This is a genomic window from Agromyces sp. NPDC058064 (assembly GCF_042885275.1).
In the GTDB taxonomy this organism is placed as follows: Bacteria; Actinomycetota; Actinomycetes; order Actinomycetales; family Microbacteriaceae; genus Agromyces.
In genome coordinates this window covers 14,598-37,755 of the sequence record NZ_JBHVSE010000003.1, presented here as the reverse complement: position 1 = coordinate 37,755, position 23,158 = coordinate 14,598, and the positions used below count along the sequence as shown (strand labels likewise).

General features: G+C 73.5%; 22 protein-coding genes. 12 read left to right on the top strand and 10 right to left on the bottom strand.

Translation table 11 applies throughout. From position 1 onward, the window contains the following. Positions 1-47: 47 nt before the first annotated feature. From ACFVSL_RS11850 to ACFVSL_RS11840, 3 genes are all read right to left on the bottom strand, one after another. Positions 48-587 (bottom strand): CinA family protein, encoded by a 540-nt coding sequence (locus ACFVSL_RS11850; protein WP_386941178.1) that lies wholly within the window; start codon positions 585-587, stop codon positions 48-50. Positions 588-684: 97 nt separating this feature from the next. Continuing rightward, positions 685-1,458: an enoyl-CoA hydratase/isomerase family protein gene (locus ACFVSL_RS11845; protein ID WP_386941177.1), complete on the bottom strand. Its 774-nt coding sequence runs from the start codon at positions 1,456-1,458 to the stop codon at positions 685-687. 147 nt (positions 1,459-1,605) lie between these two features. After that, entirely contained in the window at positions 1,606-2,445 is an 840-nt protein-coding gene (locus ACFVSL_RS11840; RefSeq protein ID WP_386941176.1) for a helix-turn-helix domain-containing protein, read from the bottom strand. Between the two features lie 68 nt (positions 2,446-2,513). On the opposite strand from ACFVSL_RS11840, the gene ACFVSL_RS11835 reads away from it, so the two are divergent. Beyond that, positions 2,514-3,110: a dihydrofolate reductase family protein gene (locus ACFVSL_RS11835; RefSeq protein WP_386941175.1), complete on the top strand. Its 597-nt coding sequence runs from the start codon at positions 2,514-2,516 to the stop codon at positions 3,108-3,110. A gap of 60 nt (positions 3,111-3,170) precedes the next feature. Here ACFVSL_RS11835 and ACFVSL_RS11830 read toward each other — a convergent pair whose 3' ends face one another. Further along, positions 3,171-4,088, bottom strand: a complete 918-nt coding sequence (locus ACFVSL_RS11830; RefSeq protein ID WP_386941174.1) for a LysR family transcriptional regulator — start codon at positions 4,086-4,088, stop codon at positions 3,171-3,173. A 139-nt stretch (positions 4,089-4,227) separates the two neighbouring features. Here ACFVSL_RS11830 and ACFVSL_RS11825 point away from each other — a divergent pair, with 139 nt between their 5' ends. The 10 genes from ACFVSL_RS11825 to ACFVSL_RS11780 all read left to right on the top strand — a co-directional run bounded on the left by ACFVSL_RS11825 (position 4,228) and on the right by ACFVSL_RS11780 (position 15,435). After that, complete coding sequence (locus ACFVSL_RS11825; protein WP_281349888.1) at positions 4,228-4,350, top strand: hypothetical protein; 123 nt, start codon at positions 4,228-4,230, stop codon at positions 4,348-4,350. A gap of 320 nt (positions 4,351-4,670) precedes the next feature. Continuing rightward, positions 4,671-5,411, top strand: coding sequence for a Type 1 glutamine amidotransferase-like domain-containing protein (locus ACFVSL_RS11820; RefSeq protein ID WP_386941173.1), 741 nt, complete (start codon positions 4,671-4,673; stop codon positions 5,409-5,411). Then, a complete protein-coding gene (locus ACFVSL_RS11815) occupies positions 5,408-6,763 on the top strand; it encodes an anaerobic C4-dicarboxylate transporter family protein (RefSeq protein ID WP_386941172.1) in 1,356 nt (451 codons plus the stop codon). Before ACFVSL_RS11820 ends, ACFVSL_RS11815 begins: the two co-directional genes overlap by 4 nt. Before the next feature lie 10 nt (positions 6,764-6,773). Further along, positions 6,774-8,222, top strand: a complete 1,449-nt coding sequence (locus tag ACFVSL_RS11810) for a threonine/serine exporter ThrE family protein (protein WP_386941171.1) — start codon at positions 6,774-6,776, stop codon at positions 8,220-8,222. Between the two features lie 10 nt (positions 8,223-8,232). Continuing rightward, entirely contained in the window at positions 8,233-8,793 is a 561-nt protein-coding gene (pyrE, locus tag ACFVSL_RS11805; RefSeq protein ID WP_386941170.1) for an orotate phosphoribosyltransferase, read from the top strand. Beyond that, the gene (locus ACFVSL_RS11800; RefSeq protein WP_386941169.1) at positions 8,793-12,326 is read left to right on the top strand and encodes a septum formation family protein; all 3,534 of its coding nucleotides are present in this window, start codon (positions 8,793-8,795) and stop codon (positions 12,324-12,326) included. The genes pyrE and ACFVSL_RS11800 overlap by 1 nt, the downstream gene beginning before the upstream one ends. A 1-nt stretch (position 12,327) precedes the next feature. Continuing rightward, positions 12,328-13,281: a ribokinase gene (locus ACFVSL_RS11795; protein WP_386941168.1), complete on the top strand. Its 954-nt coding sequence runs from the start codon at positions 12,328-12,330 to the stop codon at positions 13,279-13,281. Further along, positions 13,278-14,210 carry a nucleoside hydrolase gene (locus ACFVSL_RS11790; protein WP_386941167.1) on the top strand — a complete coding sequence of 311 codons (933 nt, stop codon included), beginning with the start codon at positions 13,278-13,280 and terminating at the stop codon, positions 14,208-14,210. Before ACFVSL_RS11795 ends, ACFVSL_RS11790 begins: the two co-directional genes overlap by 4 nt. Positions 14,211-14,252: 42 nt before the next feature. Further along, on the top strand, positions 14,253-14,957 hold the full coding sequence (locus ACFVSL_RS11785) for an NUDIX hydrolase (protein ID WP_386941166.1): 705 nt from the start codon (positions 14,253-14,255) through the stop codon (positions 14,955-14,957). A 292-nt stretch (positions 14,958-15,249) separates the two neighbouring features. After that, a complete protein-coding gene (locus ACFVSL_RS11780; RefSeq protein WP_386941165.1) occupies positions 15,250-15,435 on the top strand; it encodes a hypothetical protein in 186 nt (61 codons plus the stop codon). A gap of 34 nt (positions 15,436-15,469) precedes the next feature. Here the strand turns inward: ACFVSL_RS11780 and ACFVSL_RS11775 are convergent, their stop codons facing one another. After that, the gene (locus ACFVSL_RS11775) at positions 15,470-16,954 is read right to left on the bottom strand and encodes a PLP-dependent aminotransferase family protein (RefSeq protein ID WP_386941164.1); all 1,485 of its coding nucleotides are present in this window, start codon (positions 16,952-16,954) and stop codon (positions 15,470-15,472) included. A gap of 106 nt (positions 16,955-17,060) precedes the next feature. Here ACFVSL_RS11775 and ACFVSL_RS11770 point away from each other — a divergent pair, with 106 nt between their 5' ends. Next, the gene (locus ACFVSL_RS11770; RefSeq protein WP_386941163.1) at positions 17,061-18,068 is read left to right on the top strand and encodes an aldo/keto reductase; all 1,008 of its coding nucleotides are present in this window, start codon (positions 17,061-17,063) and stop codon (positions 18,066-18,068) included. Between the two features lie 27 nt (positions 18,069-18,095). Here ACFVSL_RS11770 and ACFVSL_RS11765 read toward each other — a convergent pair whose 3' ends face one another. From ACFVSL_RS11765 to ACFVSL_RS11745, 5 genes are all read right to left on the bottom strand, one after another. Then, complete coding sequence (locus tag ACFVSL_RS11765; protein WP_386941162.1) at positions 18,096-18,584, bottom strand: hypothetical protein; 489 nt, start codon at positions 18,582-18,584, stop codon at positions 18,096-18,098. Between the two features lie 41 nt (positions 18,585-18,625). After that, positions 18,626-19,420 (bottom strand): HAD-IIA family hydrolase, encoded by a 795-nt coding sequence (locus ACFVSL_RS11760; RefSeq protein ID WP_386941161.1) that lies wholly within the window; start codon positions 19,418-19,420, stop codon positions 18,626-18,628. Positions 19,421-19,517: 97 nt separating this feature from the next. Beyond that, positions 19,518-20,882, bottom strand: coding sequence for a serine hydrolase domain-containing protein (locus ACFVSL_RS11755; RefSeq protein WP_386941160.1), 1,365 nt, complete (start codon positions 20,880-20,882; stop codon positions 19,518-19,520). A 132-nt stretch (positions 20,883-21,014) separates the two neighbouring features. Beyond that, complete coding sequence (locus ACFVSL_RS11750) at positions 21,015-21,713, bottom strand: metal-dependent transcriptional regulator (RefSeq protein ID WP_386941159.1); 699 nt, start codon at positions 21,711-21,713, stop codon at positions 21,015-21,017. A 36-nt stretch (positions 21,714-21,749) separates the two neighbouring features. After that, positions 21,750-23,051, bottom strand: a complete 1,302-nt coding sequence (locus ACFVSL_RS11745; protein WP_386941158.1) for an ATP-binding protein — start codon at positions 23,049-23,051, stop codon at positions 21,750-21,752. Positions 23,052-23,158: the final 107 nt, after the last annotated feature.

The following is a 23,158-nucleotide window of genomic DNA, read 5'->3' as shown; positions in this document are numbered from 1 at the left end:
CGCCCGGACCCGCCCCGCCCCCACCGTTTCAGGAAGAAGTTCGCTGCTCAGGACGATTTCTCGGATTTCGTCCTGAGCAGCGGACCTTCTCCTGAATCCGGGTGGGAGGAGGCGGGTGGCAGGGCGGCGCGCAGGAGATCCAGCGCCGCCCCCACGGTGCGGTGGACCACGTGGGCGGGGTCGCCCTCGAACGCGAAGCGCGCGCCGCGCACCTCGCCGCGCACGGCGACGGCGGCGAAGACGGTGCCGGGCGGCTCGCCGTCGGCCGGGTCGGGTCCGCCGACCCCGGTGACGGCGACGGCCGCGTCGGCGTCGAGCAGCCGGGCGACGCCCGTGGCGAGCTCGCTCGCGCACTGCGCCGAGACCACGAGCTCGGCCTCGACCCCGAGCACCCGCCGCTTCACGGATTCCGAGTAGGCGACGACGCCCCCGCGAAACCACTCGGATGCCTCGGGGGCCGCGCCGAGGGAGTTCGCGATCGCGCCGCTCGTGAGCGACTCCGCGACGCCGACCGTGAGGCCCGCCGCCTGCGCGCGGGTCGCGATCTCCTCGGCGATCGCCGCGAACTCGTCAGCTGGATCCTGCATCTGGGCCTCCGCCCCGATTCTGCTCCGATCCCTCCGGTGCGGCCAACCCCCTACCGGGCCGTCCTGACGCGGGGCGCCGATGAGACGGCGACCCGCGTCAGCGGCGCGCGAACGCCGCGATGCGGGCCTGTGCCTCGGGGGTCGCGAAGGCCGCCCCGATCGTGCGCGCCTCGTCGTCGAGCGCGTCGGCGAACGAGCGCGAGAGGCCCGAGCGCACCAGCCGCTTCGCCTGCCCGAAGGCGCCGGTCGCCCCGTCGAGCCAGGAACGCGCGATCGCGTGGGCGCGCTCCGCGACCTCCTCGTGCTGCACGACCTCGGTAACGAGGCCCCAGCCGAGGGCCTCGCCGGCGGTGATCGTGCGCGGGGTGAGGGTGAGCTCGAGCGCGCGGCGCACGCCGATCGCCTCGGGCAGGAGCGTGCTCACGCCGCAGTCGGGCGTCAGCCCGATGTCGCTGTAGCGGCTCGAGAACGTCGCCTGCTCGCTCGCCACGATGAAGTCGGCGACGAGCATGAAGCCGAGCCCGCCGCCGGCGACGGGCCCCTGCACCGCGGCGACGATCGGCTTGGCGCTCTCGCGGAGCGTGAGGTGGCCGTCATGGATGCGGTCGGCGAGCTCCGTGATCACGGTCGCGGCGTCGCCGCCCGCGGCGGCGAGCTCCGACATCGCCACGACGTCGCCGCCCGCGCAGAACGCCCGCCCCGAGGCATCCAGCAGCACCGCGCCGATGTCGTCGCGCTCGGCGACCTCGTGCGCGATCGCCTGCCAGCGGGTGATCGCGTCGGGGTCGACCGCGTTGAGGCGGGCGGGGCGGTTGAGGGTGACGCGGGCGAGCCCGTCGGTCACGTCGAGGAGGATCGCGTCATCGGCCATGGTGCCGGAGCCTACCGCGACGGTCGCGGCGCGGGCGGGTCTTTGGCGACCCCCTCTCGCGGCGGCGGCGACCCGCGCCCGCCGGTGGTGGCCGATCGCCAATCCCGTCGCCGGATCCCGTCGCCGGATCGACTCGTCGTCGCGTCGTCAACCGATGGCGGCCTGGGCGGTCGTGGGCTCGGTGCGGAGCAGCTCGGTGGGCGTCCATCCGGCGAACCTGCGGAACTCGCGCACGAGATGGCTCTGGTCGGCGAAGCCGGCGGCGGCCGCGACCTCGGCGGCCGGGCGATCCCGCAGCTCGGCGAGGGCGCGCTCGAACCGGACGATGCTCGCCGCCGTCTTCGGCCGGATGCCGACCTCCTCGGTGAAGCGCGCGGTCGCGTGGCGCTGGCTCCACCCGGTCTGCTCGACCAGCTCGCCGATCCTGGCCCGCCCGCCCGAGCGCTCGATCTGCCGCCACATCCAGCCCACGAAGGGCTCGACCGGGCGGCCGTGCCCGAGCAGGTCGAGCAGCACCCGATCGACCAGTTCGAAGCGGCGCGGCCAGGTGCGGGCCTCGAGCAGCCGCTCGACGAACCGGTCGTCGAACGCGGGCGCCGCATCGGCGAGATCGACGACGCGCGCGGCGAGCTCACGACCCGGCAGGCCGAGCAGGCGCACGACGCCGAGCGGGGTCAGGTAGACCTGCAGGCAGTGCTGCTCGTGCTCGAACGAGGTCGTCGCATGGCCGGGCATGATGCCCGCGACGAACGAGGTGCGGCGACCGCGCCCCTCGCCGGCCGAGAGGTCGAGCACGTCGAGCGGGGTGCCGAACGAGAGCACCAGCGGGATGAGGCTCCCGGCGACCTGCCGACGGACCACCGGGCGGTCCACGAGCTCGTGGTGGCCCACGACGCCCGCCACGAGTCCGGCGAGTTCGGGACGCACGGGATGCCGCACCAGGACGGGGCCGGGTGCGGATGCCTCGGAGCGTGCGTCGTTCGTCATCGCCGATCGATTTCCTTCAAGCCCTGCGCCGCCCGACGGAGCAGCATGGAGTGTGAAAGGAGAAGCTGATGCGCAGATTGATCGCGATCGAGTTCCTCTCGGTCGATGGAGTCATGCAGGGACTGGGATCGCCGGACGAGGACCGCGAGGGCGGCTTCGAGCACGGCGGTTGGGGGGCACCCTACGCCGATGCGATCCACGCCTCCACCGTCGCCGATGGGCTCGGCCGCACGACGGCCTACCTCTTCGGCCGGAAGACCTACGAGAAGATGGCGGCGTTCTGGCCGTCGGTACCCGACGAGAACCCGATGGCCGCCCACCTGAACGCCACCGAGAAGCACGTCGCCACCCGCAGCCCGGCCACGTTCGACTGGGCGAACACGCGACCGCTGGTCGGTGACGCGACCGACGGCGTGCGCGCCCTGAAGCGAACGGGGGAGGGCGACATCGCGATCCTCGGCAGCGGGGTCCTCGTGCGCTCGCTCCTGCGGGCTGACCTCGTCGACGGGTTCCGGCTGTTCGTGCACCCGCTCCTGCTCGGCTCGGGCAAGCGGCTCTTCGGCGAGCTCGAGTCGCCGCGCCCCCTCGTGCTCACGGCGTTCGACACGACGGCGGCCGGCAGCCTCGTGCTCGAGTACGACCTCGAGCGCGGTGCCGGGGGGTGAGCGCGGATGCCCCGTGGCCGTCGTCGGCCACGGCGGGCACCGGGCGCGGGCGAGCGCCGTTCAGTCGGCCAGGTGCTCGCGCTCGAGTCGTGCGGACTGCGAGACCAGCACGTCGAGCACGGTGCGCACGGCGAGGCGCTCGGCGACGTCGGGGCGCACGAGGGCGACGATCTGGCGAGAGGATGCCACGCCGCGGAGCGGCTTCAGCACGATCGAGTCGGGAACGGCGCCGCTCGTGAACCGCGGCACGAACGCGATGCCGAGGCCCGCCTCGATGAAGGCCTCGATGATGCGCATGTCGCTGAACCGCTGGCTGACCTGGACACGGCGGCCCGTCTGCTGCTCGATCGCATGGAGGATGCGCTCGAAGGGGAAGCCCGGCGGCACCCCGAGCCACGTCTCGTCGACGAGGTCGCCGGGGGTGAGGTGCGATCGGCCCGAGAGCCGGTGATCGGCGGGCAGGCCGATGTCGAGCGGCTCGGTGAGCAGCGGCACCGCCCTGAGCCCGCGGCCGCCCCACGGCAGCACGCCCGGCATGGTGTGGGCGAGCACGATGTCGTAGTCGGCGGTGAGGTCGGCGAACTCGGCGAGCTCGGGGTCGAGGTCGGTGGCGTTCACGACGAGGCCCGCGACCTGCGAGAGCTCGCTCAGCACCGCGGGGAGCACCGTCGCGCCGATCGTGGGGAAGGTCATCAGCGTGACCTCACCGCTCGGGTCGTTGCGGAACTCGTCCCACAGGGAGGTCGCGCGTTCGAGGGCGATCGCGACGTCGGTCGCGCTGCGCGCGAGCGCGTGCCCCGCGCTCGTCAGCACGACGCCGCGGCCGCTGCGCTCGGTGAGCGGCATGCCGGCCTCGCGCTCGAGCACCTTGAGCTGTTGCGAGACCGCGGACGGGGTGCGCCCGGTCGCCTCGGCGACCGCGGTCACCGAACCCCGTTCGGCGAGTTCGCGGAGCAGGTCGAGGCGGCGGACATCCATGTAGTAATGCTACATCGTGCTTGTAGGACCGTGAGCTTGTGCTGAATGTTTCGACGCGGAAGAATAGTGCATGTCGAACACGTGCAACGGCGCAAAGTCGCTCGACCAGCCCGCACCGTCTTCGTCGAAAGGATCCATCGTGATCAGCATCATCGTGCTTCTCGGAACTGTTTCCGTCGCCGCCGTCGCCGGCGCGATCGTCGTCACCGCTCGTGACGGCTACCGCCGCCAGCCGCGAGAGACGTTCGCGCGCACCGTCTGAGTGCCGCGAATCCCCGGAGGTCCGTTCTCCGGGACTGCAGGGCCGCCGCGCGGGGGAGGGACACCCTCCGACCGCGAGGCGCGGCCCTCTGAAAGGGCCGCCGCGCGGGGGAGGGACACCCCGCGGGGCGGCCCTTCCTCTGTGCCGTCGTGTCCGGTCGACGAGCGCATCGAGATGAGCCTGGGGGGATCGCGATGCCCCGCGGCCGGCGCGCCGGCGCCGTGACCCGACCGCGACGACACGGCTGACGCGCCTCTCGACACCGTTCCTCGCCGACCGATAGCGTGACCGCGAGGGGTACATCGGTCGAGGGGGGAACGATGGCGCACGTGGTGGCGACCGGGGCCGGCAAGGTCATGATGGAGCGACGGGCCGACCCGACGCACGACTACATCCTGGAGCTCACGGGCAAGGAGCGCCCCCGGGTGCTGTTCGTCGGCACCGCGACGGGTGACGAGCAGGCCTACACGCTGAGCTTCTACAAGACCTACGACTCCGATCGGTGCGCACCGCACCACCTCACGCTCTTCCATCGCGACCTCGACGACCTCGCGGGCTTCGTGAAGGGCTTCGACGTCATCCACGTCGGCGGCGGCAACACGGCGAACATGCTCGACGTGTGGAAGCGACAGGGCCTCGACGAGATCATGCGCGAGATGTGGGAGGACCCGAGCTCGAACGTCGTGTTCACGGGCGGTTCGGCCGGCGGCATCTGCTGGTTCGAGGGCGGCACGACCGACAGCTACGGGCCGACCCTGCAGGTGCTGCCCGAGGGGCTCGGCTTCCTGCACGGCAGCTTCTGCCCCCACTACGACGCGGAGGACCAGCGGCAGCCGATCTTCCACGCCGCGCTGCAGAGCGGCGAGCTCGCGACCGGCTACGCCGTCGGCAACCTGCAGTCGCTCCACTTCGAGAACCAGGACTTCGTGACGGCGATCAGCCCCGTCGACCCCGCGCTCGCCCTCCGGGTCGAGGCGATCGACGGCCGGATCGTCGAGACGCCGCTTCCCGTCCGGGTGCTCGAGGGCACCGGGCCGATCGTGAAGGGGCCGAGCGCGTGAACGACAACGTCTGGATCCTCTTCGCCCAGCTGCTGGTCGTCATCCTGGCGATCTACATGGGCACCCGCACGAGCGGGATCGGCCTCGGCGTCTGGGGGCTCGTCGGCGTCGCCGTCCTGATCTTCGGGTTCCAGACCCCGCCGGGCAACGCCCCCGTCGACGCGGTCTTCATCGTGCTCACGGTCATCACGGCCGCGTCCGTCATGCAAGCGGCCGGCGGCATCGACTGGATGGTCTCCGTCGCGGCGAAGGCGATCAAGTCGAGGCCGAAGAGCGTCGTCTTCCTCGCCCCCGCGATGTCGTTCCTCTTCACGGTGGGCGCCGGCACGGGCAACATCTTCTACCCGCTGCTGCCCGTCATCTACGACGTCTCGTACCACCAGAAGATCCGCCCCGAGCGGGCGCTGTCGGTCTCCGCCGTGGCCTCGCAGGTCGGCATCCTCTGCAGCCCGGTCTCCGCCGCGACGGCGTCGCTCGTCGTGCTGCTGGCGCCGAGCGGCGTCGACCTCGGGCAGGTGCTGCTCATCATGTGGCCGGCCTCGATCGTCGGCCTCTTCCTGGCGTCGCTGCTCATGGTGCGGCACGGCAAGAACCTCGAGGACGACCCCGAGTACCAGCGCCGCCTCGCCGAGCACCTCATCAAGCCCCCTGCCGAGGACGTGACGAGCAAGAAGCTGCCGCGCACCGCCGTGCTGTCGGCCTCGATCTTCCTCGCCGGCGTCGGGTTCATCGTGCTCATGGGGCTCTTCGAGGGCATCCGCCCGATCGTCGGCACCGACGACAACGGCGACCCCGTGCGCGTCTCGGTGACCGTCATCATCGAGGTCACGATGGGCGTCATCGCGGCCCTCATCTTCGTGCTCTGCAAGGTCAAGTCGGCCGATGTGCCGAAGCAGTCGACCTTCCCCGCCGGCATGGTCGGGGCGTTCGCCCTCTTCGGCATCGCGTGGCTCGCGAACACCTTCGTCGCGTACAACAACCAGCTCATCGTCGACGGACTCGGATCGCTCGTCGAGGGTTCGAGTGCGTTCGTCGGGGCGCTCCTGTTCGCACTCGCGCTCTTCCTCGTCGCGATGCTCACGACGAGCCAGTCGAGCGCGACGAACGCGATCGTGCCGATCGGCCTCGCGATCGGCCTGCCGGCGTCGCTCATCGTCGGCCTCTGGCCGTCGGCGATGGGCATGTACACGCTGCCGGCCAACGGGTCGCAGGTCGCGACGGCCGCGTTCGACCAGACGGGCACGACGAAGCTCGGCAAGTTCGTGTTCGACCACTCGTTCCAGCTCCCGAACCTGGTCTACGTCGTCTCGGCGATGATCGTCGGCGTGCTGCTCTCGTTCGTGGTGGTCTGAGGCGGTCCCGATGGCCGACGGCGACGCGGTCGATCGCGACATCCTCCGCAGCTTCCTGCTGGGGCTCGCGGAGGGCATGAACGCGGCGGCGGAGTCGGTCGACGTCATCCACTCGACGCTCGTGCGCGTCTCCCGCGCGTACGGCCGCGAGGACACCGACGTCGTCGTCCTGCCGACCGTCATCCTCGTGCAGACCGGCGGCGGCAAGGAGGGCCATGTCGCGGTGCGGTCGGCGATCAACGCGTCGTTCCGGTTCGACCAGATCGCCGAGCTCTACACGCTCATCGCCACGGCGGAGCGGGCGGGGATCTCGCCGCTCGACGGCATCCACCGGCTGAACGAGATCGGCGCCATGAAGCCGCGCCGCGGCTGGTTCGTGCGCACCCTCGGGCACGCGATCCTCGTGACGGGCCTCGCGCTGCTCCTCACGCCGACGTGGCAGGGCGCCCTCATCGCGTTCGGCCTCGGCGCCTTCGTCGGCCTCGCGAAGCTCGTCCGCTCGCCGACCCTGCAGCTCGTGTTCCCGGTCTTCGCCGCCTTCGCCTGCGCGCTCGCCGTGTTCCTCATCGCCCCCTACGTCGAGATCGGCGATCCGATCAGGCTCCTCATCGCACCGCTCGCGACGTTCCTGCCCGGGGGGGTGCTCACGACCGCGGTCGCGGAACTCGCCGTCGGCCAGATGCTCTCGGGCGCATCCCGGCTCGTGTTCGGGCTCGTGCAACTCGCCCTGCTCGCGTTCGGCATCCTCGCCGCGGGCACCGTGGTCGGCGTCGCGAGCTCGAGCTACGCGGCACTCGACGCATCGGCCCCGTTCCCCTGGTGGGTGGCGCTCCTCGGCGTCCTGCTGTTCGCGATCGGCAACTACCTGCACTTCTCGGCGCCCCGCCGCACATTCGGCTGGGTGCTGCTCGTGCTCGTGGTCGCCTACGCGGGACAGGCGGTCGGCACGGCACTCGTCGGCTCGACCGTGAGCGGCTTCGTCGGCGCGCTCGCGATGACCCCGGTCGTGCTGTGGATCGCCTCGCTGCCGCACGGCGCGCCGTCGCAGCTCACGTTCCTGCCCGGATTCTGGCTGCTGGTGCCGGGCGCTGCGGGGCTCGTCGGGCTCACCGAGGCGGTCGGCACCGCCCAGGGCGTCGAGGACTTCGCGACGGCGTTGACCGCGGTCATGTCGATCGCACTCGGCGTGCTGATCGGCACTGCGCTCTACCGGGTCGTCCACCACGGCGCCGAGGAACTCGCCGACTTCCACATCGACGTGCCGGCCGCGCTCACCGAGGAGAAGGAGCCGCCGTTCTGGGCGCGACTCGTCCCGGGGACGCCGCGCTCGCTGTGGGGAGAGCGCCGGCGCCGAGGCCGCGAGGTACGGGACGACAAGCGCACCCGTGACGACTCGGAGCGGACCTCGGACGAGGAGGCCGAGGACTCCACCCCTTCCTCACAGGCAGGTGGGCCGTAAAGTATTGCGGGTGACCACGCACGACTCCGACGCCCGCCGCAGGCTCATCGACTACATCTCCGCCGACGCCGTCTTCCACGGCGACTTCACGCTGACGAGCGGCAAGAAGGCGACGTACTACGTCGACCTGCGCAAGGTCAGCCTCGACCACCGCGTCGCACCGCTCATCGGGCAGGTCATGCTCGACGTCATCGCCGACATCCCCGATGTCGCCGCCGTCGGCGGCCTCACGATGGGTGCCGACCCCATCGCCTCCGCGATCCTGCATCAGGGTGCCGCCCGCGGCCTCGAGTACGACGCCTTCGTCGTGCGCAAGGAGCCGAAGGACCACGGCCGCGGCAAGCAGGTCGAGGGCCCCGACCTCGCCGGCAAGCGCGTGATCGTGCTCGAGGACACCTCGACCACCGGCGGCTCGCCCATCAAGGCCATCGAAGCGCTGCGCAAGGTCGGCGCCGAGGTCGTGGCGGTCGCGGTCGTCGTCGACCGTGCGACCGGTGCCCGTGAGGTCATCGAGGCCGAGGGCGTGCCCTACCTCTACGCGATCGGCCTGGAAGACCTGGGCCTGGCCTGATGAGCGAGCGGCAGGGATTCGACGACGGAGCCGACTGGCTGCTCGCGCAGCTCGCGGGCGGCGGAGCCACGGGCTCCGCGCCGCAGGCGTCCCCGCCGCAGTCCCAGCCGCAGGCACCCTCGGCGTTCGCGGCGCCCGCCGCCCCCGCCGCCCCTGCCTCGCCGTTCGCCGCCCCGGCGTCCCCGCCGCCCGCCGCGCCGGTCGCCCCGCCCGTCGGCCCGGCACGTGCCTCGCGGCACGAGGAGGTGCTCGACTGGTTCTCGCTCGCCGAGCCGCCCGCGCGCGACGACACGGCCACCCGGGCGCTCCCCATCATCGGCGAGCCCGGCCAGCCGCCGTCGATGGCCCCCGACGCACCGGCCGCTCACTCGCTTCCGCCGCAGGCGCCGGCTCAGCCGGCGCCGTGGGGCGACGCCGGGTTCGCGACCGGTGCCGGCTCGGCTTCGGCCGGGGCCGCGAGTGCGGTCGCCGGAGCCGCAGGTGTGCTTCCGGGCGCGACCGCGCCGGGTGCGACCCCGTTGCCACCCGCCGCATCCGGCCTCCCGGCCTGGACCCCGCCGTTCACCGTCGCACCGCCCGCACCGACCGTGCGCCTGACCGAGGTCGAGCCGCCCGTCGGCGGCGCTCCCGCCGCGCCCGCGCCGGTTCCCCCCGTCGTCGACGCGAGCCCGATGGCGCCCGCCGAGCCCGCGGCCTGGCAGTACCAGCAGGCGTCGCCGCCCGCACCGACGACGCCCGCCGCGTCCGTCGAGCCGACCGCGCCGGTCGCACCGCCCGGACCGGTCACGCCGACCGCATCGTTCGCGCTCACCTGGGGCGACCAGGAGCTCGAGTCGGAGGCCGCGCTGCGTGCGGCCTTCCAGCAGCTCTCCGACAGCTCCGCCTCGATCGGGCTGCCGGCCGACGAGTCGGCCCCAGCGGCCGCTCCGCAGGCACCTGTCGCCGAGTCGTTCGCTCCCGATCCGGCCTCCGCCGGGCCGGCTCCCGCCGACGACGGCCGGTTCGCCGGATTCTCCGCGCCCGCGGTCGCGCGGAGCTCGTTCACCCCGGTGGGCGGCATCCCGATCCAGCAGCCGCACCCGACCGCGCCGCCCGAGGCGCCCGCAGGGTGGGGCGAGGCGCCCGCGCCGCGCACGGCGAGCTACGACGACGAGCTCTGGGCGGCGCTCAATGAGCCCGAGCCCGCGTCCGAGGCCGCTCCGGTTCAGCCGACGGCCTTCACGCCGGCAGCGCAGGTGACGCCCGAGCCCGCTCAGCCCGCGGCCTTCGCACCCGCTCAGCCCGCGGCCTTCGCACCCGCGGCGCCGGTGACGCCCGAGCCGCCCGTCGCGGCGGCCCCGGCGGTCCCCGCAGGCTCGGCCGCGGTCGTCGACCCCGAGCCCGCGACCCCGTCATGGACGCCGGGTCGTGCGTGGACCGACTTCGCCACCGCGCGTCCCGAGGCGCCGGCCCCCGAGTACCCGTCCGCAGCAGTCCCGGCCGCGTTCGCCGCCGCCGCCGTCGAGCCGCCGCAGGCACCCGTCGAGGCCGCGGAGGCGGTCGTGACCCCCGCCCGTCACCCCGAGACTCCCGAGCCGTTCGAGGCTCCCGAGCCCGTCGCCCGCCGTTCGAGCCGCTTCGACGCCTTCGCCGAGGAGCTCGAATGGACCCCGCGGGCCGAGCGACGCCCGGTCGTCGAGCCGGTCGTCGAGGCGCAGGCGTTCCATGGGCGTGATGCCGAGGCATCCGACCCCGCGACCGCTGCGCTGCCGGTCCAGCGCGACCACGAGGCCGAGGGGATGCTCGCTGCGCCGCGAGCCCCGTTCCCCGCGTTCGCCACTGCGGCGCCCCGGCCCGAGCCGACGCCGTTCGGGTCGGTCCCGCCGGTCGACGACCTGCTCGCCGCGCTCGGCGGAGGTGCCGTCGCGCCCGAGCCCGCCGCGGCATCCGCAGCGTTCACGGGTACGTCCGCCGGCGTCGACGTCCCGGCCGTGTCCACCGAGACCGACGGCCTCGACCGCCTCGGCCTGGTCTTCGACGACCAGGGCGACGATCACCGCGACGCCGCCGACGACCGCGACGAGCTGCCGGCGCGCCGCGCTCCGTTCTGGAACGAGCGACGGGTCGCGCAGCTCGACCCCGTCGACGCCGACGACGAGTACGCGGGCGACGAGGACGACGACGCCTCCGACGAGGTCGGCTACCTCTGGAATCTCCGGCCCGATCCGAACGCCGAGGATCCCCGCGCAGAGTCGCCGGGGTCGGTGTCGGCGATCCTCGCCGGCGGTGCGCCGGCGAGCGGCGCGACCGCCGTCGTCGACGACGAGCCGATGAGCAGCGGCCTCGGCTCGCTCGTCCGGTTCGCTCCCGAGGCCGAGCCCGAGCTCGAGCCGGCGCCCGACCTCGCGGTCGAATCCGCGGAGATCACGAGCGACGACCAGTTCTTCGACGCGTTCGCCCCGCGCACCGCGGAGTTCGAACCGCAGTTCGACGCCGAGCCCGTCGCCGGGCCTGAGCCCGGAACCGAGCCCTTCGGCGCCGACCCCTTCGGCGCCGACCCCGACCCCTGGTCGGCGGAGCGGGTGCTCGGCGACCAGCCCTTCGGCGACGCCCCCGAGTCCGACGATCAGGCCGACGACGGCCTCGCCGCGCTGTTCGGCAGCGTGACGGCGACGGGCCCGCTCCGTCTCGTCGACCCCTCCGCGGGCCGACCGGCCGAGGCCTACCCGGCGACGGCGCTGCTGCAGACGGGCGCCACCGCGCAGCTCTTCGCCGCTGGCGGCGCCGGCGGCGCGGGTGCCGCGGGCGGCATGGGCGGCGCGGCCGGTGCCGGTGCCGGTGCCGGCGGCTTCGCGGCCGGCTCCGGCTCGAACGGAGGCTTCCCGGGCGGCAGCGCGGGCGGCGGCCAGGGCGGCCGCGGTCCGTCCGGCCCGGGCAACGGCTCCGGCAGCGGCTCCTCCGGCCCCGGCAACGGCAACGGCAGCGGCAACAAGGGCGGCATCCGCCCCCTCGTCTGGATCGCGGGCGGCCTCGTCGCCCTGCTCGTGCTCGTCGGACTGTTCTTCCTCGGCACGACCTTCACGAAGGGCAGCGCCGCCGAGGCACCGAGCGGCTCCCCGTCGGCCAGCGCGAGCGAGACGCCGCCCCCGGCGCCCACCGCCCCGCAGCCGGCAGGCGTGCACGCCTGGGACACCCTCTTCGGCGGCGAGTGCCTCGAGCCGTTCACCGACGCCTGGCAGGAGGAGTACACGGTCGTCGACTGCGCCACCCCGCACGCCGCGCAGCTCGTCTACCGCGGCACGCTTCCGGGCGACGCCGCAGCGCCGTACCCGGGCGAGGCGGAGCTCGCCACGCAGATGAACCTCCTGTGCACCGCCGCCGGCGTCATCGACGTGGCCGCGGCCTCGGGCATGGACGACCTGCAGGTCCAGGCCTCCTACCCCGCCGAGGCCGCCCAGTGGGATGCCGGCGCGCGCGACTACTACTGCTTCGCCAATCGCTCGGGCGGCGAGCCGTTGACGGCGAGCATCGCGGGCCCGGGTCCGGCGGCCTGAGTTGGCACGCGGCGCGGTCGTCGTCGTCGGCTCGCTGAACGTCGACGCCACCAGCTACGTCGAGCGGTTCCCCGAGCCCGGCGAGACCGTGACGTCGCGCGCCTTCCGCACCGCCCTCGGCGGCAAGGGTGCGAACCAGGCCGTGGCGGCCCACCTGGCCGGCGCAGACGTCGATCTCGTCGCCCGCGTCGGCGACGACGCCAACGCCTCGCTCGCGCTCGGTGCGCTCGATGGCTTCGGCCTCGCGACCGAGGGCATCGGGCGGGTCGCGGATGCCCCGACCGGCGTCGCGCAGGTCACCGTCGCCGACTCGGGCGAGAACACGGTCATCGTCACGGGCGGCGCGAACCTCGCGCTCGACCCGGGCGCCCTCGACACCGAGCGTGCGCGCCTCGCCGCGGCCGCGCTCGTGCTCACCCAGGGCGAACTGCCGGTCGCGACGATCGAGCGGCTCGCCGAGCACTGCGAGGCGCTCGGCGTGCGCCTCGTCGTGAACCTCGCGCCGCCGGCCGACGTCTCCGCGGCGGCGCTCGCGATGTGCGATCCGCTCGTCGTCAACGAGCACGAGGCGCGGGCGGTCGGCATCGGCGCGGAGGTCGCGGCCGGTGCCTCGCTCGACGAGTGGCGCGCGCACGCCGCCGCCGCGGTCGGCCGGGTCGCCCGCTCGGTGGTCGTGACGCTCGGCGGGGCCGGCGCGGTCGCGGCGTCGCCCGAGGGCGACTGGGCCGAGGCGGCACCCGAGGTCGTGGCCGTCGACACGACCGGTGCGGGCGACTGCTTCACGGGCACGCTCGCGGCGTTCCTCGCCGAGGGGCGCGGCCTCGCCGAGTCGATGCGCATCGCCGTCGCGGCGGGCGCCCTCGCCGTGCAGGCGCGCGGCACGGTCGACTCGTACGCCACCCGCTCGGCGATCCTCGCCGCCGCGCGGATCGACGAAGGAGCGCCACCCGCATGACCCTGCCCGTGATCATCGACTGCGACCCCGGACACGACGACGTCTTCGCGCTGTGGCTGGCCGCGGGGCATCCGGCTCTCGATCTTCGGGCGGTGACCACCGTCGGCGGCAATGTCGCGCTCGAGCACACGAGCCGCAACGCCCGCGTCGCGCTCACCGTCGCCGGCGTCACGGGCGTGCCGGTCGCGGCGGGCGCCGCCGCGCCGCTCGAGCGCGAACTCGAGACGGCCGAGTGGATCCACGGGGAGAACGGGCTCGGCGGGCCCGAGCTGCCCGAGCCGACGGTGCCGCTCGACCCCCGCGGGGCGACCGAGCTCATCGCCGACACGCTGCTCGCCGCCGAGGTGCCGGTCGCGATCATCGCGACGGGTCCGCTCACGAACGTGGCGATCCTGCTGCGCGACCGCCCCGAGGTGTCGTCGCGCATCGACCGGATCGTCTGGATGGGCGGATCGACCGAGCGGGGCAACGCGACCCCGTACGCCGAGTTCAACGCCTGGGTCGACCCGCACGCGCTCGACCTCGTGGTGCGGAGCGGCGTCGACTTCACGATGGTCGGCCTCAACGTCACCCACCGGGCGCTCGTGACGCAGGGCGTGCGCGACCGTCTCGCGGCGATCGGTTCGCGCACCGCCGCGTTCGGCGAGGAGCTGCTCGAATTCTTCTGCCGTACGAACGACGAGGTCTTCGGCATGCCCGAGGGGCCGCTGCACGACCCGGTCGCGGTCGCGGTGCTGGTCGCCCCCGACATCGTGACGCTCCGGCGCACCCGGCTCGACATCGAGCTGGCGGGCACCGAGACGCTCGGCGCGACGAGCGTCGACTTCGACGGGATGCTCCGCCGCGAGCCCAACGCCCACGTCGCCGTCGAACTCGACGTCGAGCGGTTCTGGAGCCACGTCGAGACGGCCGTCGCGAATCTCGCCTGACTGGGCACCTCGCTCCGCACGCCGAGGGGTAGCCTCGGGAGGGTGACTGCACCTGCCGGAGTCGGAGCCGCCCGCGTGGAGCTCGAGGCGCTCGCGCGCGACGCCGAGCTCTTCGCCGACTGGCCGAACGACGAGCGGTTCGGCGACGTCGAGTTCCGCGACGCGGCCGTGCTGATCCTGTTCGGTGTGCTCGACGACCTGCCGAGCGATCACGCCGCGCAGGACCGCGCGGTCTCGCGCGACCTCGACGTGCTGCTGCTCGCCCGCGCCGAGACGCTGCGCTCGCACGCCGGCCAGGTGGCGTTCCCCGGAGGGCGGGTCGATCCCGGCGATCGCGGGCCCGTCGACGCGGCGCTCCGCGAGGCCCGCGAGGAGACCGGGCTCGACACCGACGGCGTCGAGGTGCTCGGTGCGCTGCCGTCGATCCCGGTGCCGTACTCGGGGCACCTCGTGACTCCCGTGCTCGGCTGGTGGCGCGCCCCGTCGCCGGTCGGGGTGGTCGACGTCGCGGAGTCGTCGGCGGTGTTCCGCACGCCGGTCGCCGACCTCGTCGACCCGGCCAACCGGTACACGACCGTGGCGCGCCGCGACGGCGACGAATGGCGCGGCCCGGGCTTCGTGCCGACGGTCGGCGGTCGGCGGCACCTCGTCTGGGGGTTCACGGCCCTGGTGCTCGACCGCATGCTCGACCGGCTCGGCTGGGCCGAGCCGTGGGACCGGGCGCAGGAGTACGAGCTCACGCCCTGACGGCCGGAGGCGTAGCGAGGATTCCTCGTTGTCGTCGCCGTTGGGCCGGAGTACCGTGGCGCGAGAGGGGTGATCGCCATGGAGTTCACCTTCTGGGTCGGCGTCGGCGTGTTGTTCGTTCGTGATCTGGCCGGCCGCCCGGTGGGCCTTCGCACGCGGGCGCGAGTCGGAGCGGGCGCGCAGCCGTGCCCCCGAGGCCCATCCGCACGACGGGCCGTGAATCACCCGAGAACGCCCGTGAGCGGGCCGCCCGCGCGGTAGCGTCGGAGGACTTCGACGGAGAGGCGGCATCATGGACTGGACCGGATGGGTCTTCATCGGCCTCGTCGTCGTGGCCTGGGTCGTGACGCAATGGGCGTTCTCGCTGCGGCGCGGATCCGAGAAGATCCGTGGGCGCGACCGCGAGGCCTCCGACGGCATGCTCGAGGTCGAGCGCGGCAAGGCGCGCGGCACGTTCTGGACGACGTTCGGCGGCTGAGCGCGGCGGACACCGAAACGCGCCGCGCCCTCGCTCACCCGAGCGACCGGATGACCCGGGCGAGCCGCGCGACGGCCTCGTCGACGAGGGCGTCCGAGAGGTTGCCGTAGCCGACGACGAGCGCCTCGGGGAGGGCCTGTGCGCTCGTCGCCCGGTAGCGCGTGAGGTCGGAGACCGCGACGCCGTGCACGGCGGCCGCCGCCGACACCTCGGCCGCCCGCATCCCGGGCGGCAGCGCGAGCACCGCGTGCATGCCCGCCGCGATGCCCGTGACCTCGAACTCGGGCAGCTCCCGCCCGAACGCGGCCAGCAGGGCGGCCCGGCGTCGCTTGAACCGGCCGCGCGCCGCCCGCAGGTGCCGCTCGAGGTCGCCCGACTCGATGAATCGCGCGAGCGCCGCCTGCTCGAGCGTCGAGGGCCGTGGCCGCTCCGCGAGTCGCACGCGCTCGCGGAGCGTCGCCGGGGCGAGCGCCCAGCCGAGCCCGTAGGCCTGCGCCATCGACTTCGAGAGCGAGCCGACGAGCACGACGTGCTCGGGCGCGAGGCTCTGCAACGCGGCGATGGGCCGACGGTCGTAGCGGAACTCGGCGTCGTAGTCGTCCTCGATGAGCACGCCGTCGACCACGCGGGCCCAGCGCACCACGGCCTCGCGCCGGGCCGGCGACAGCGCCGCCCCGAGCGGGAACTGGTGCGCGGGGGTGAGGAGCGCGGCACGCGCGCCCGTGCGCGCCGCGGCGTCGACGAGCCGGTCGACGTCGATGCCGTCGCGGTCGACCGGGACAGGAACGGGCGTGAGCCCCGCGGCCGCGGCGACCTCGCGCAGGCGCGACCAGCTCGGGTCCTCGACGATGATCGATCGGTGCCCGGCCGCGCGGAGCCCCGCGACCACCGCGGTCATGCCGTCGGTCGCGCTGTGCGTGATCACCACGTCGGCCGGCGCGGCGACCGCCCGGCGCGAGCGGGCGAGATAGTCGGCCACGGCGGTCCGGGCGCTGGGATGCCCCAGCCGGTCGACGACCGTCAGCTCGGCGTCGGGCAGCGTCTCGAGGGCGTGCCGTACTGCGGCCGCCCACCGGGCGCGCGGCGCGTGGCGCAGGTCGGCGACGCCCGGCCCGAGGTCGTAGGGCGGTCGCCGGTACTCGGGCCGCAGCCCGGAACCCGCTGCTGCTTCTGCAGGAGAATGGGCTCCATGGTCGGCTGCAGGCCCGCCTCGCGTCAGATCTCCTGCAGAAGCGACGGTGGTCGCCGGTACGCGCGTGCCCGAGCCGACCGTCGCCTCGAGGAACCCCTCGGCGACGAGCTGCCCGTACGCCTCGGTGACGACCCAGCGCGACACGCCGAGCGTCTCGGCGAGGCCGCGACTCGGCGGCAGGGCGGCGCCCGCCGGGGCGCGCCCGCTCGTGACGGCGTCGCGGATCGCCCGCTCGAGCCGGTCGCGCAGCGGCTCGGGCCCCGAGCCGAGGTCGATGAGGGTCTCCCAGGCGAGGACGGGGCCCGGTGCGGGGCGGGAGCGTGGCATCCGGTCTCTCGATTGGTCTGGTGAACGGTGGGCTGATTGGAGTGTATGCCCGAGCCGATCGATTCCTACGCTCGAAACCGTCACCCACACCAACGGAGGAACATCCATGCGATACCGCACGATCGGCAACGGCAGCACGAGCTTCGACGTCTCGACGATCTGCCTCGGCACCATGCAGATGGGCACGAAGATCAACGAGGCGACCTCGTTCGCGATCCTCGACCGCTTCGTCGAGGCCGGCGGCACCTTCATCGACACCGCGAACAACTACAGCTTCTGGGACGGCGGGTACGGCCGCGACAGCGAGGACCTGCTCGGCCGCTGGCTGGCGTCGCGCGGCGGGCGCGACCGGCTGCGCATCGCCACGAAGCTCGGCGCCGCGAAGGCCGACCCGGCGCTGCCGCTCTCGAACACCGCGCCGACGAACTTCCAGGGGCTCGGCGCGTCGACGATCGACTGGGAGGCGCGCGAGAGCGCGAAGCACCTCGGGGTCGACCACCTCGACGTCGTCTACGGCCACGTCGACGACCTCGACACCCCGCTCGCCGAGACGGTCGGCGCCTTCGGCGCGCTGCAGGAGGAGGGGCTCGTCGGCGTCGCCGGCATCTCGAACGTGGCGCTCTGGCGCATCGTCGAGGCGCGCGAGGAGGCGATCCGCCAGGGCATCGCGCCCTACGGGCTCGTGCAGCAGCAGTACAGCTACGTGTACCCGGCGCCGAAGCTCGGCCGGCAGAACTTCGTGACGCCCGAGCTGCTCTCGTACGCGGCATCCACCGGGGTCGACGGGCGGCCGCCGCTCGCGGTGACCGCGTACTCGCCGCTCCACCAGGGCGCGTTCACGCGCAGCGACAAGAACCTGTGGGGCGGGGTGAACCACCCGACGACGCACGCGCGCATCGCGCTCCTGCGCGAGGTCGCCCGCGACATCGGCGCCACGCCGAACCAGGTCGCGCTCGCGTGGCTGCTCGGGCGCGAGGTGCCCGTGATCCCGGTGGCGGGCCCGTCGAGCGTCGCGCAGCTCGAGGAGGTGCTCGGCGCCGCCGAGCTCGACCTCGACCCCGAGGTGCGGGCTCGGCTCGACGCCGACCCCGAGGAGGCGCCGCTCGCGGCGTAGACCCGGTGCGAAGGGGTCGGGCGGGCGTCAGTCGCCCTGCTCGACCTCTTCCTCCGCCTCCGCGTCGTCGTCGAGCTCGTCCTCGTCGTCGCCGGTGTCGGCGACGCTCAGCACCTCGATCTCGAGGTCCTCGTCGAGCTGCGCGTAGATGACGAGGCCGGCGTACTGCGTCGGCGCCTCGTAGACGAGCACGAGGGTGGCGTCGCTCGAGACGATCGCCCCCTGCAGCTCGAGCTCGTCGGCGAGCAGGGCGTAGTCGCCGTCGCCGGCGGACTCCTCCTCGCCCTCGAACTCCGAGTCGACGAGCTCGCGCACGATCTCGTTCTCGAGGCGGTCGAGCTGCTCGGCCGTCAGCGGGGTGAGCGCGCGCTGCGCCGTCGCGAGCATGACGGGCGTCTCGAGCTGCTCGTCGTCGTCGAGCGCGAAGAGCACGGCCACCTGGCGGTCGCCGGGCAGGGAGACGACGGCGCTGAGCTCCCCGTCGTCGTCGAGGTCGATGTCGGTGAGTTCGATCATGGCGTTGTCCTTCGGGAGAAGCGGTTCGGAGACGGCGGCGGTCAGAGTTCGGTCTCGGCGGGGTCGCCGACGAGTTCGGAGACGCCCGACAGGATCTCGTCGGGCCGGAACGGGTACTTCTCGATCTCGGCCTGGTCGCTGATGCCCGTGAGCACGAGCACGGTGTGCAGGCCGGCCTCGATGCCGGCGACGATGTCGGTGTCCATGCGGTCGCCGATCATCGCCGTGTTCTCGGAGTGCGCGCCGATCTTGTTGAGCGCCGAGCGGAACATCATCGGGTTCGGCTTGCCCACGACGTAGGGCTCCTTGCCCGTCGCCTTCGTGATGAGCGCGGCGATCGCCCCCGTCGCGGGCAGCGGCCCGTCGACGCTCGGCCCCGTGGCATCGGGGTTGGTGACGATGAAGCGCGCCCCGCGGTCGATCAGGCGGATCGCCTTGGTGATCGCCTCGAAGGAGTAGTTGCGGGTCTCGCCGACGACGACGAAGTCGGGATTCGTCTCGGTCATGATGTAGCCGGCGTCGTGCAGCGCGGTGAGGATGCCGGCCTCGCCGATCACGAACGCCGAGCCGCCCGGCAGCTGCTGCTTGAGGAAGTCGGCCGTCGCGAGCGCCGAGGTCCAGATGCGGTCCTCGGGCACGTTGAGCCCGCTCGAACGCAGCCGCGCCGAGAGGTCGCGCGCCGTGAAGATCGAGTTGTTCGTCAGCACGAGGTACGGAGTGCCCGCGTCCTCCCACTGCTGCAGCAGCTCGGCGGCGCCCGGAAGGGCGTGGTTCTCGTGCACGAGCACGCCGTCCATGTCGGTCAGCCAGCACTCGACTTCGTCACGTCGTCCCATGGGTCAAGCCTAGGCTGCGCATGTCACGCCCCGATGACGGCCCGGTGACGAGACCGCGCGGGATGCCCCGGCCGGCCTCGTCGCGCCGGCGTCGGCGTCACTCGCCCGCGGGAGTGGTGCCGAGCGCCGCGATCACGTCGGCGACGAGCCTTACCTCGCTCGGCTCGTCGTCGGCCTCGGGGGTGAAGCCCATGCGCACGACCACGAGGTCCTCCGACGGCACGACGATGACCTTCTGGCCGTCGTGGCCGGAGGCGTAGTACGTGTCCTCGGGCAGCTCGGGCCAGCGCAGGCTGCCGTCGGCCAGCACGTTGACGCGCCAGCCCATGCCGTAGCCGGGGTCGTCGGTCGCGTCGACCGGCAGCACGTCGAGGCTCTTCGCCATCCAGTCGGCGGGCAGCAGCTGCTCGCCGTTCCACTCGCCGTTCTGCAGCGCGAACTGGCCGATCGCGGCCCAGTCGCGAGGGGTGGCCCAGAGGTACGAGGAGCAGACCGGCGTGCCGGCCGCGTCGGGCTCGAACGTCGCCGACGAGAGGCCGAGCGCGCCGAGCAGCGTCTGCCGCGGCAGGTCGGCGCCGAGCCCGGTGCGCTCGGCGAGGATCGAGCACAGCAGCGTCGTCGATCCGCTCGAGTACTCCTGCACCGTGCCGGGCGTGCTCTCGAGGGGGAGACCGGCGACGTAGCCGGCCATGTCGCCCTCGTTGTAGAGCATCTGGGTGATCGGGGTGCCGAGGTCGTAGGTCTCGTCCCACTCGATCCCGCTCGTCATGCGCAGCAGCTGCTCGACGGTGATGTCGGCGCGCTCGTCGCTCCACTCGGGGCGGAGTCCCGCGTCGTCGAGGGCGATCTCGCCCTGCTGCGCGAGCATGCCCGCGATGAGGCTCGTCGCGCTCTTCGACATCGACCAGCCGAGCTGCGGGGTCTCGGCGTCGAAGCCGTGGGCGTACCGCTCGGCGACGAGCTCGCCGCCCTTCGCGACGACGACGCCGCGGGTGCCGAGCGCCGCGGCGTCGGCCTCGGAGAGCTCGTCGCCGAAGGCGGCGGCCAGTGCCGCGTCGAGATCGTCGGACGGCGCCGGCGCCGCGGCATCCGTGAACGGGTTGCCCTCGCTCGTCACCGTCGACGCCTCGCCGAGTTCGGGGGCCTCCTCGGCGAGCGTGCAGCCGAAGCCGGGCGTGAACCAGGCCTTCTGCGCGGCGAGCAGGCCGAGCAGCGAGCCGGTGGTGACGCCCTCCTCGCGGTCGACGTCGACCTGCAGGTACGGCACGAGGGGGTTCGACGGCAGGTCGCTCGCGGGGTCGTCGCGACCCGCGACCTCGGTCACCGCGCAGGCGTTGTGCGCGGCGTAGCCGGTGCCGGTGCGCAGCATCGGACGCTGCCACCAGTAGACGGCGACGGCACCCGCCACGAGAACGAGCACGACGACGAGGAGGACGACCAGTGTCCTGCGGAGAATGCGCACCGCGGGATGCTAACAGCGGCGTGCGGGAACTCGCGCATCATCTGCGGATATCCACGGAGGATCGCTCCGATCGCTGTGCCCGGTCGACGATCGGCGCCGGAGTCGGGGCGACGCGGCGGGCGGCGGGTCGGCTCAGCCGGTCACCCAGATCTCGGCCGCGGCCTCGACGGTCAGTTCGACGGGGGATGCCACGGGCGCCGCGCCGCTCGCGGCGTCGCCGGCGACCGGGGTCACGCCGACGAGCACGCGCTCGCCGGAGGCGTCCGCCCGGACCGTGAGGCTCACGCCGGGCGCGATGCCCGACGCCGCGAGCGCGCGGAGCCGTTCGGGATCGCGGTCGCTGATGCGCAGCACGCGGCCCGTATGGCCCGCGGGCGCGCCGTCGAGCCGCAGGAACGGCTCGACCGCGATCGAGCCGTCGGCCGCGGGGATCGCGTCGCCGTGCGGGTCGCGCGAGGGGCGGCCGAGCCGGGCGTCGATCGTCTCGAGCAGCCGGTCGCTGAGCGCGTGCTCGAGCACCTCGGCCTCGTCGTGCACCTCGTCCCAGCCGTAGCCCATCTCCCGCACGAGCCAGGTCTCGATCAGGCGATGCCGGCGCACGACGGCGAGGGCGCGGTCGCGGCCGTCGTCGGTGAGCCGCAGTGGACCGTAGGGGACGTGCGCGATGAGCCCCTGCGCCGCCATCTTCTTCACCATCTCGGTGACGCTCGAGGGGGCGACGCCGAGCTTGTCGGCGAGCGCCTTCGGCGTGATGGGGTCGGGCTGCCACTCGGTGTGGGAGTACACCGTCTTGAGGTAGTCCTCGATCGCGGGGTTCTTGCTGGCCGGCATCGGCCCCAGCCTAGCCGCGACGCTCCGCGCGCCGGGTCAGACGCGTGCGAGCCGCTCGATGTCCTCCAGGAACGCGTCGGCGGTCTCGGTCGAGACCGTGGTGCGGGTGCCGGCGATCGCCTCGAGGTAGTCGGCGGTGGACGGTCCCTCGGTGTGCGCGGCGGCATCCCCGTCGTCGCTCGCCCCGTTGCGGACCGCCGTCTCGAACGCCCGCTGCGACGCGCTGCGGGCGGCGAACTCGATGTCGGCGGGCGAGAAGCCCGCGGTGCGTTCGACCAGCACGTCGAGGTCGACCGCATCGACGATCTGCTCGGGGACGTAGCGCTGCCAGATCGCGAGGCGCGCCGCCTCGTCGGGCAGGCCGATCGGGATCACGTAGTCGAACCGCCCGTGCCGGAGGAACGCGCTGTCGAGCGCCCGGATGAAGTTCGTCGCGCAGACGAGCAGCCGGCCCGGCTGCTCGCGGAACGCGGGGATGATCTTCAGGAGCTCGTTCGTCACGCCCTGCAGGGGCGACGGCGGCTCGCCGGAGCGCTGGGCGGCGATCTCCTCGACCTCGTCGATGAAGACGACCGCGTGCTCGAGCTCGGCGATCTTCGTGAACGTGTCGCGCAGCGCCCCGGCCAGGCCGCCCGGCTCGGCCGCGAGCCGCGACGGGAAGACCTCGACGAACGACCACTCGAGCCGCGAGGCGATCGCCTTCGCGAACGTCGTCTTGCCCGTGCCGGGCGGGCCGAACAGCACGACGGCGCGGGGCGGCACGACACCGTAGCGGTCGGCGAGGTCGGGCTCGGCGAGCGGCAGCACGAGGCGCTGCTCGAGGATCTCCTTCTCGCGGCGCATGCCGGCGACCGACTCCCAGAGCGTGCGGGGCAGCAGGCGCCCGCCGAGCTCGGCGAGCGAGCTCAGCTCCTGGCGCTGCACGGGGATGCGCCGTTCGAAGTAGCGCAGCTGGTGCTTGGGCTCGAAGCCCTGGTTGGCGAAGGCGTCGACGCGGCTCTCGTTCTCGGGGATCAGCGCCGACAGCTTGGTGAGGCCGTGCTGCGCCATGCGCTTCTCGAGGGCGGCCAGCATCGCCGAGCCGATGCCCCGGTGGCGCCAGTCGTCGTCGATGGCGAAGAAGACGACCCAGCCCTGGTCGTGCGCGGCGCGTCCGACGGCGGCGCCGATCACCTCGTCGGCGTGCACCGCGACGATCGCGTGGTCCATCTGGCACGAGGCGATCACCTCGCTGAGGTCGTACACGGGCTCGTGCGACGACTGCCGCTGGGCCTCCCAGAGGTGCAGGATGCCGTCGAGATCGTCGTTGTGGAACTCGCGCAGTCGCCAGCCGGTCATGATGTCCTCCATCCGTGGGTTTCAGCAGCGTAGGCGACGGCCAGGCGCGCGCCGCCTGTGTGACGTCGCCCGCGGAGGAAAGAACGTCGAGTGTTGCGCCGACGGAA

Coding starts and splice junctions, on each gene's coding strand:
- ACFVSL_RS11850 (WP_386941178.1), bottom strand. CDS start 587: ATGCAGGATCCAGCTGACGAGTTCGCGGCGATCGCCGAGGAGATCGCG.
- ACFVSL_RS11845 (WP_386941177.1), bottom strand. CDS start 1,458: ATGGCCGATGACGCGATCCTCCTCGACGTGACCGACGGGCTCGCCCGC.
- ACFVSL_RS11840 (WP_386941176.1), bottom strand. CDS start 2,445: ATGACGAACGACGCACGCTCCGAGGCATCCGCACCCGGCCCCGTCCTG.
- ACFVSL_RS11835 (WP_386941175.1), top strand. CDS start 2,514: ATGCGCAGATTGATCGCGATCGAGTTCCTCTCGGTCGATGGAGTCATG.
- ACFVSL_RS11830 (WP_386941174.1), bottom strand. CDS start 4,088: ATGGATGTCCGCCGCCTCGACCTGCTCCGCGAACTCGCCGAACGGGGT.
- ACFVSL_RS11820 (WP_386941173.1), top strand. CDS start 4,671: ATGGCGCACGTGGTGGCGACCGGGGCCGGCAAGGTCATGATGGAGCGA.
- ACFVSL_RS11810 (WP_386941171.1), top strand. CDS start 6,774: ATGGCCGACGGCGACGCGGTCGATCGCGACATCCTCCGCAGCTTCCTG.
- ACFVSL_RS11800 (WP_386941169.1), top strand. CDS start 8,793: ATGAGCGAGCGGCAGGGATTCGACGACGGAGCCGACTGGCTGCTCGCG.
- ACFVSL_RS11790 (WP_386941167.1), top strand. CDS start 13,278: ATGACCCTGCCCGTGATCATCGACTGCGACCCCGGACACGACGACGTC.
- ACFVSL_RS11780 (WP_386941165.1), top strand. CDS start 15,250: ATGGACTGGACCGGATGGGTCTTCATCGGCCTCGTCGTCGTGGCCTGG.
- ACFVSL_RS11775 (WP_386941164.1), bottom strand. CDS start 16,954: ATGCCACGCTCCCGCCCCGCACCGGGCCCCGTCCTCGCCTGGGAGACC.
- ACFVSL_RS11770 (WP_386941163.1), top strand. CDS start 17,061: ATGCGATACCGCACGATCGGCAACGGCAGCACGAGCTTCGACGTCTCG.
- ACFVSL_RS11765 (WP_386941162.1), bottom strand. CDS start 18,584: ATGATCGAACTCACCGACATCGACCTCGACGACGACGGGGAGCTCAGC.
- ACFVSL_RS11760 (WP_386941161.1), bottom strand. CDS start 19,420: ATGGGACGACGTGACGAAGTCGAGTGCTGGCTGACCGACATGGACGGC.
- ACFVSL_RS11750 (WP_386941159.1), bottom strand. CDS start 21,713: ATGCCGGCCAGCAAGAACCCCGCGATCGAGGACTACCTCAAGACGGTG.
- ACFVSL_RS11745 (WP_386941158.1), bottom strand. CDS start 23,051: ATGACCGGCTGGCGACTGCGCGAGTTCCACAACGACGATCTCGACGGC.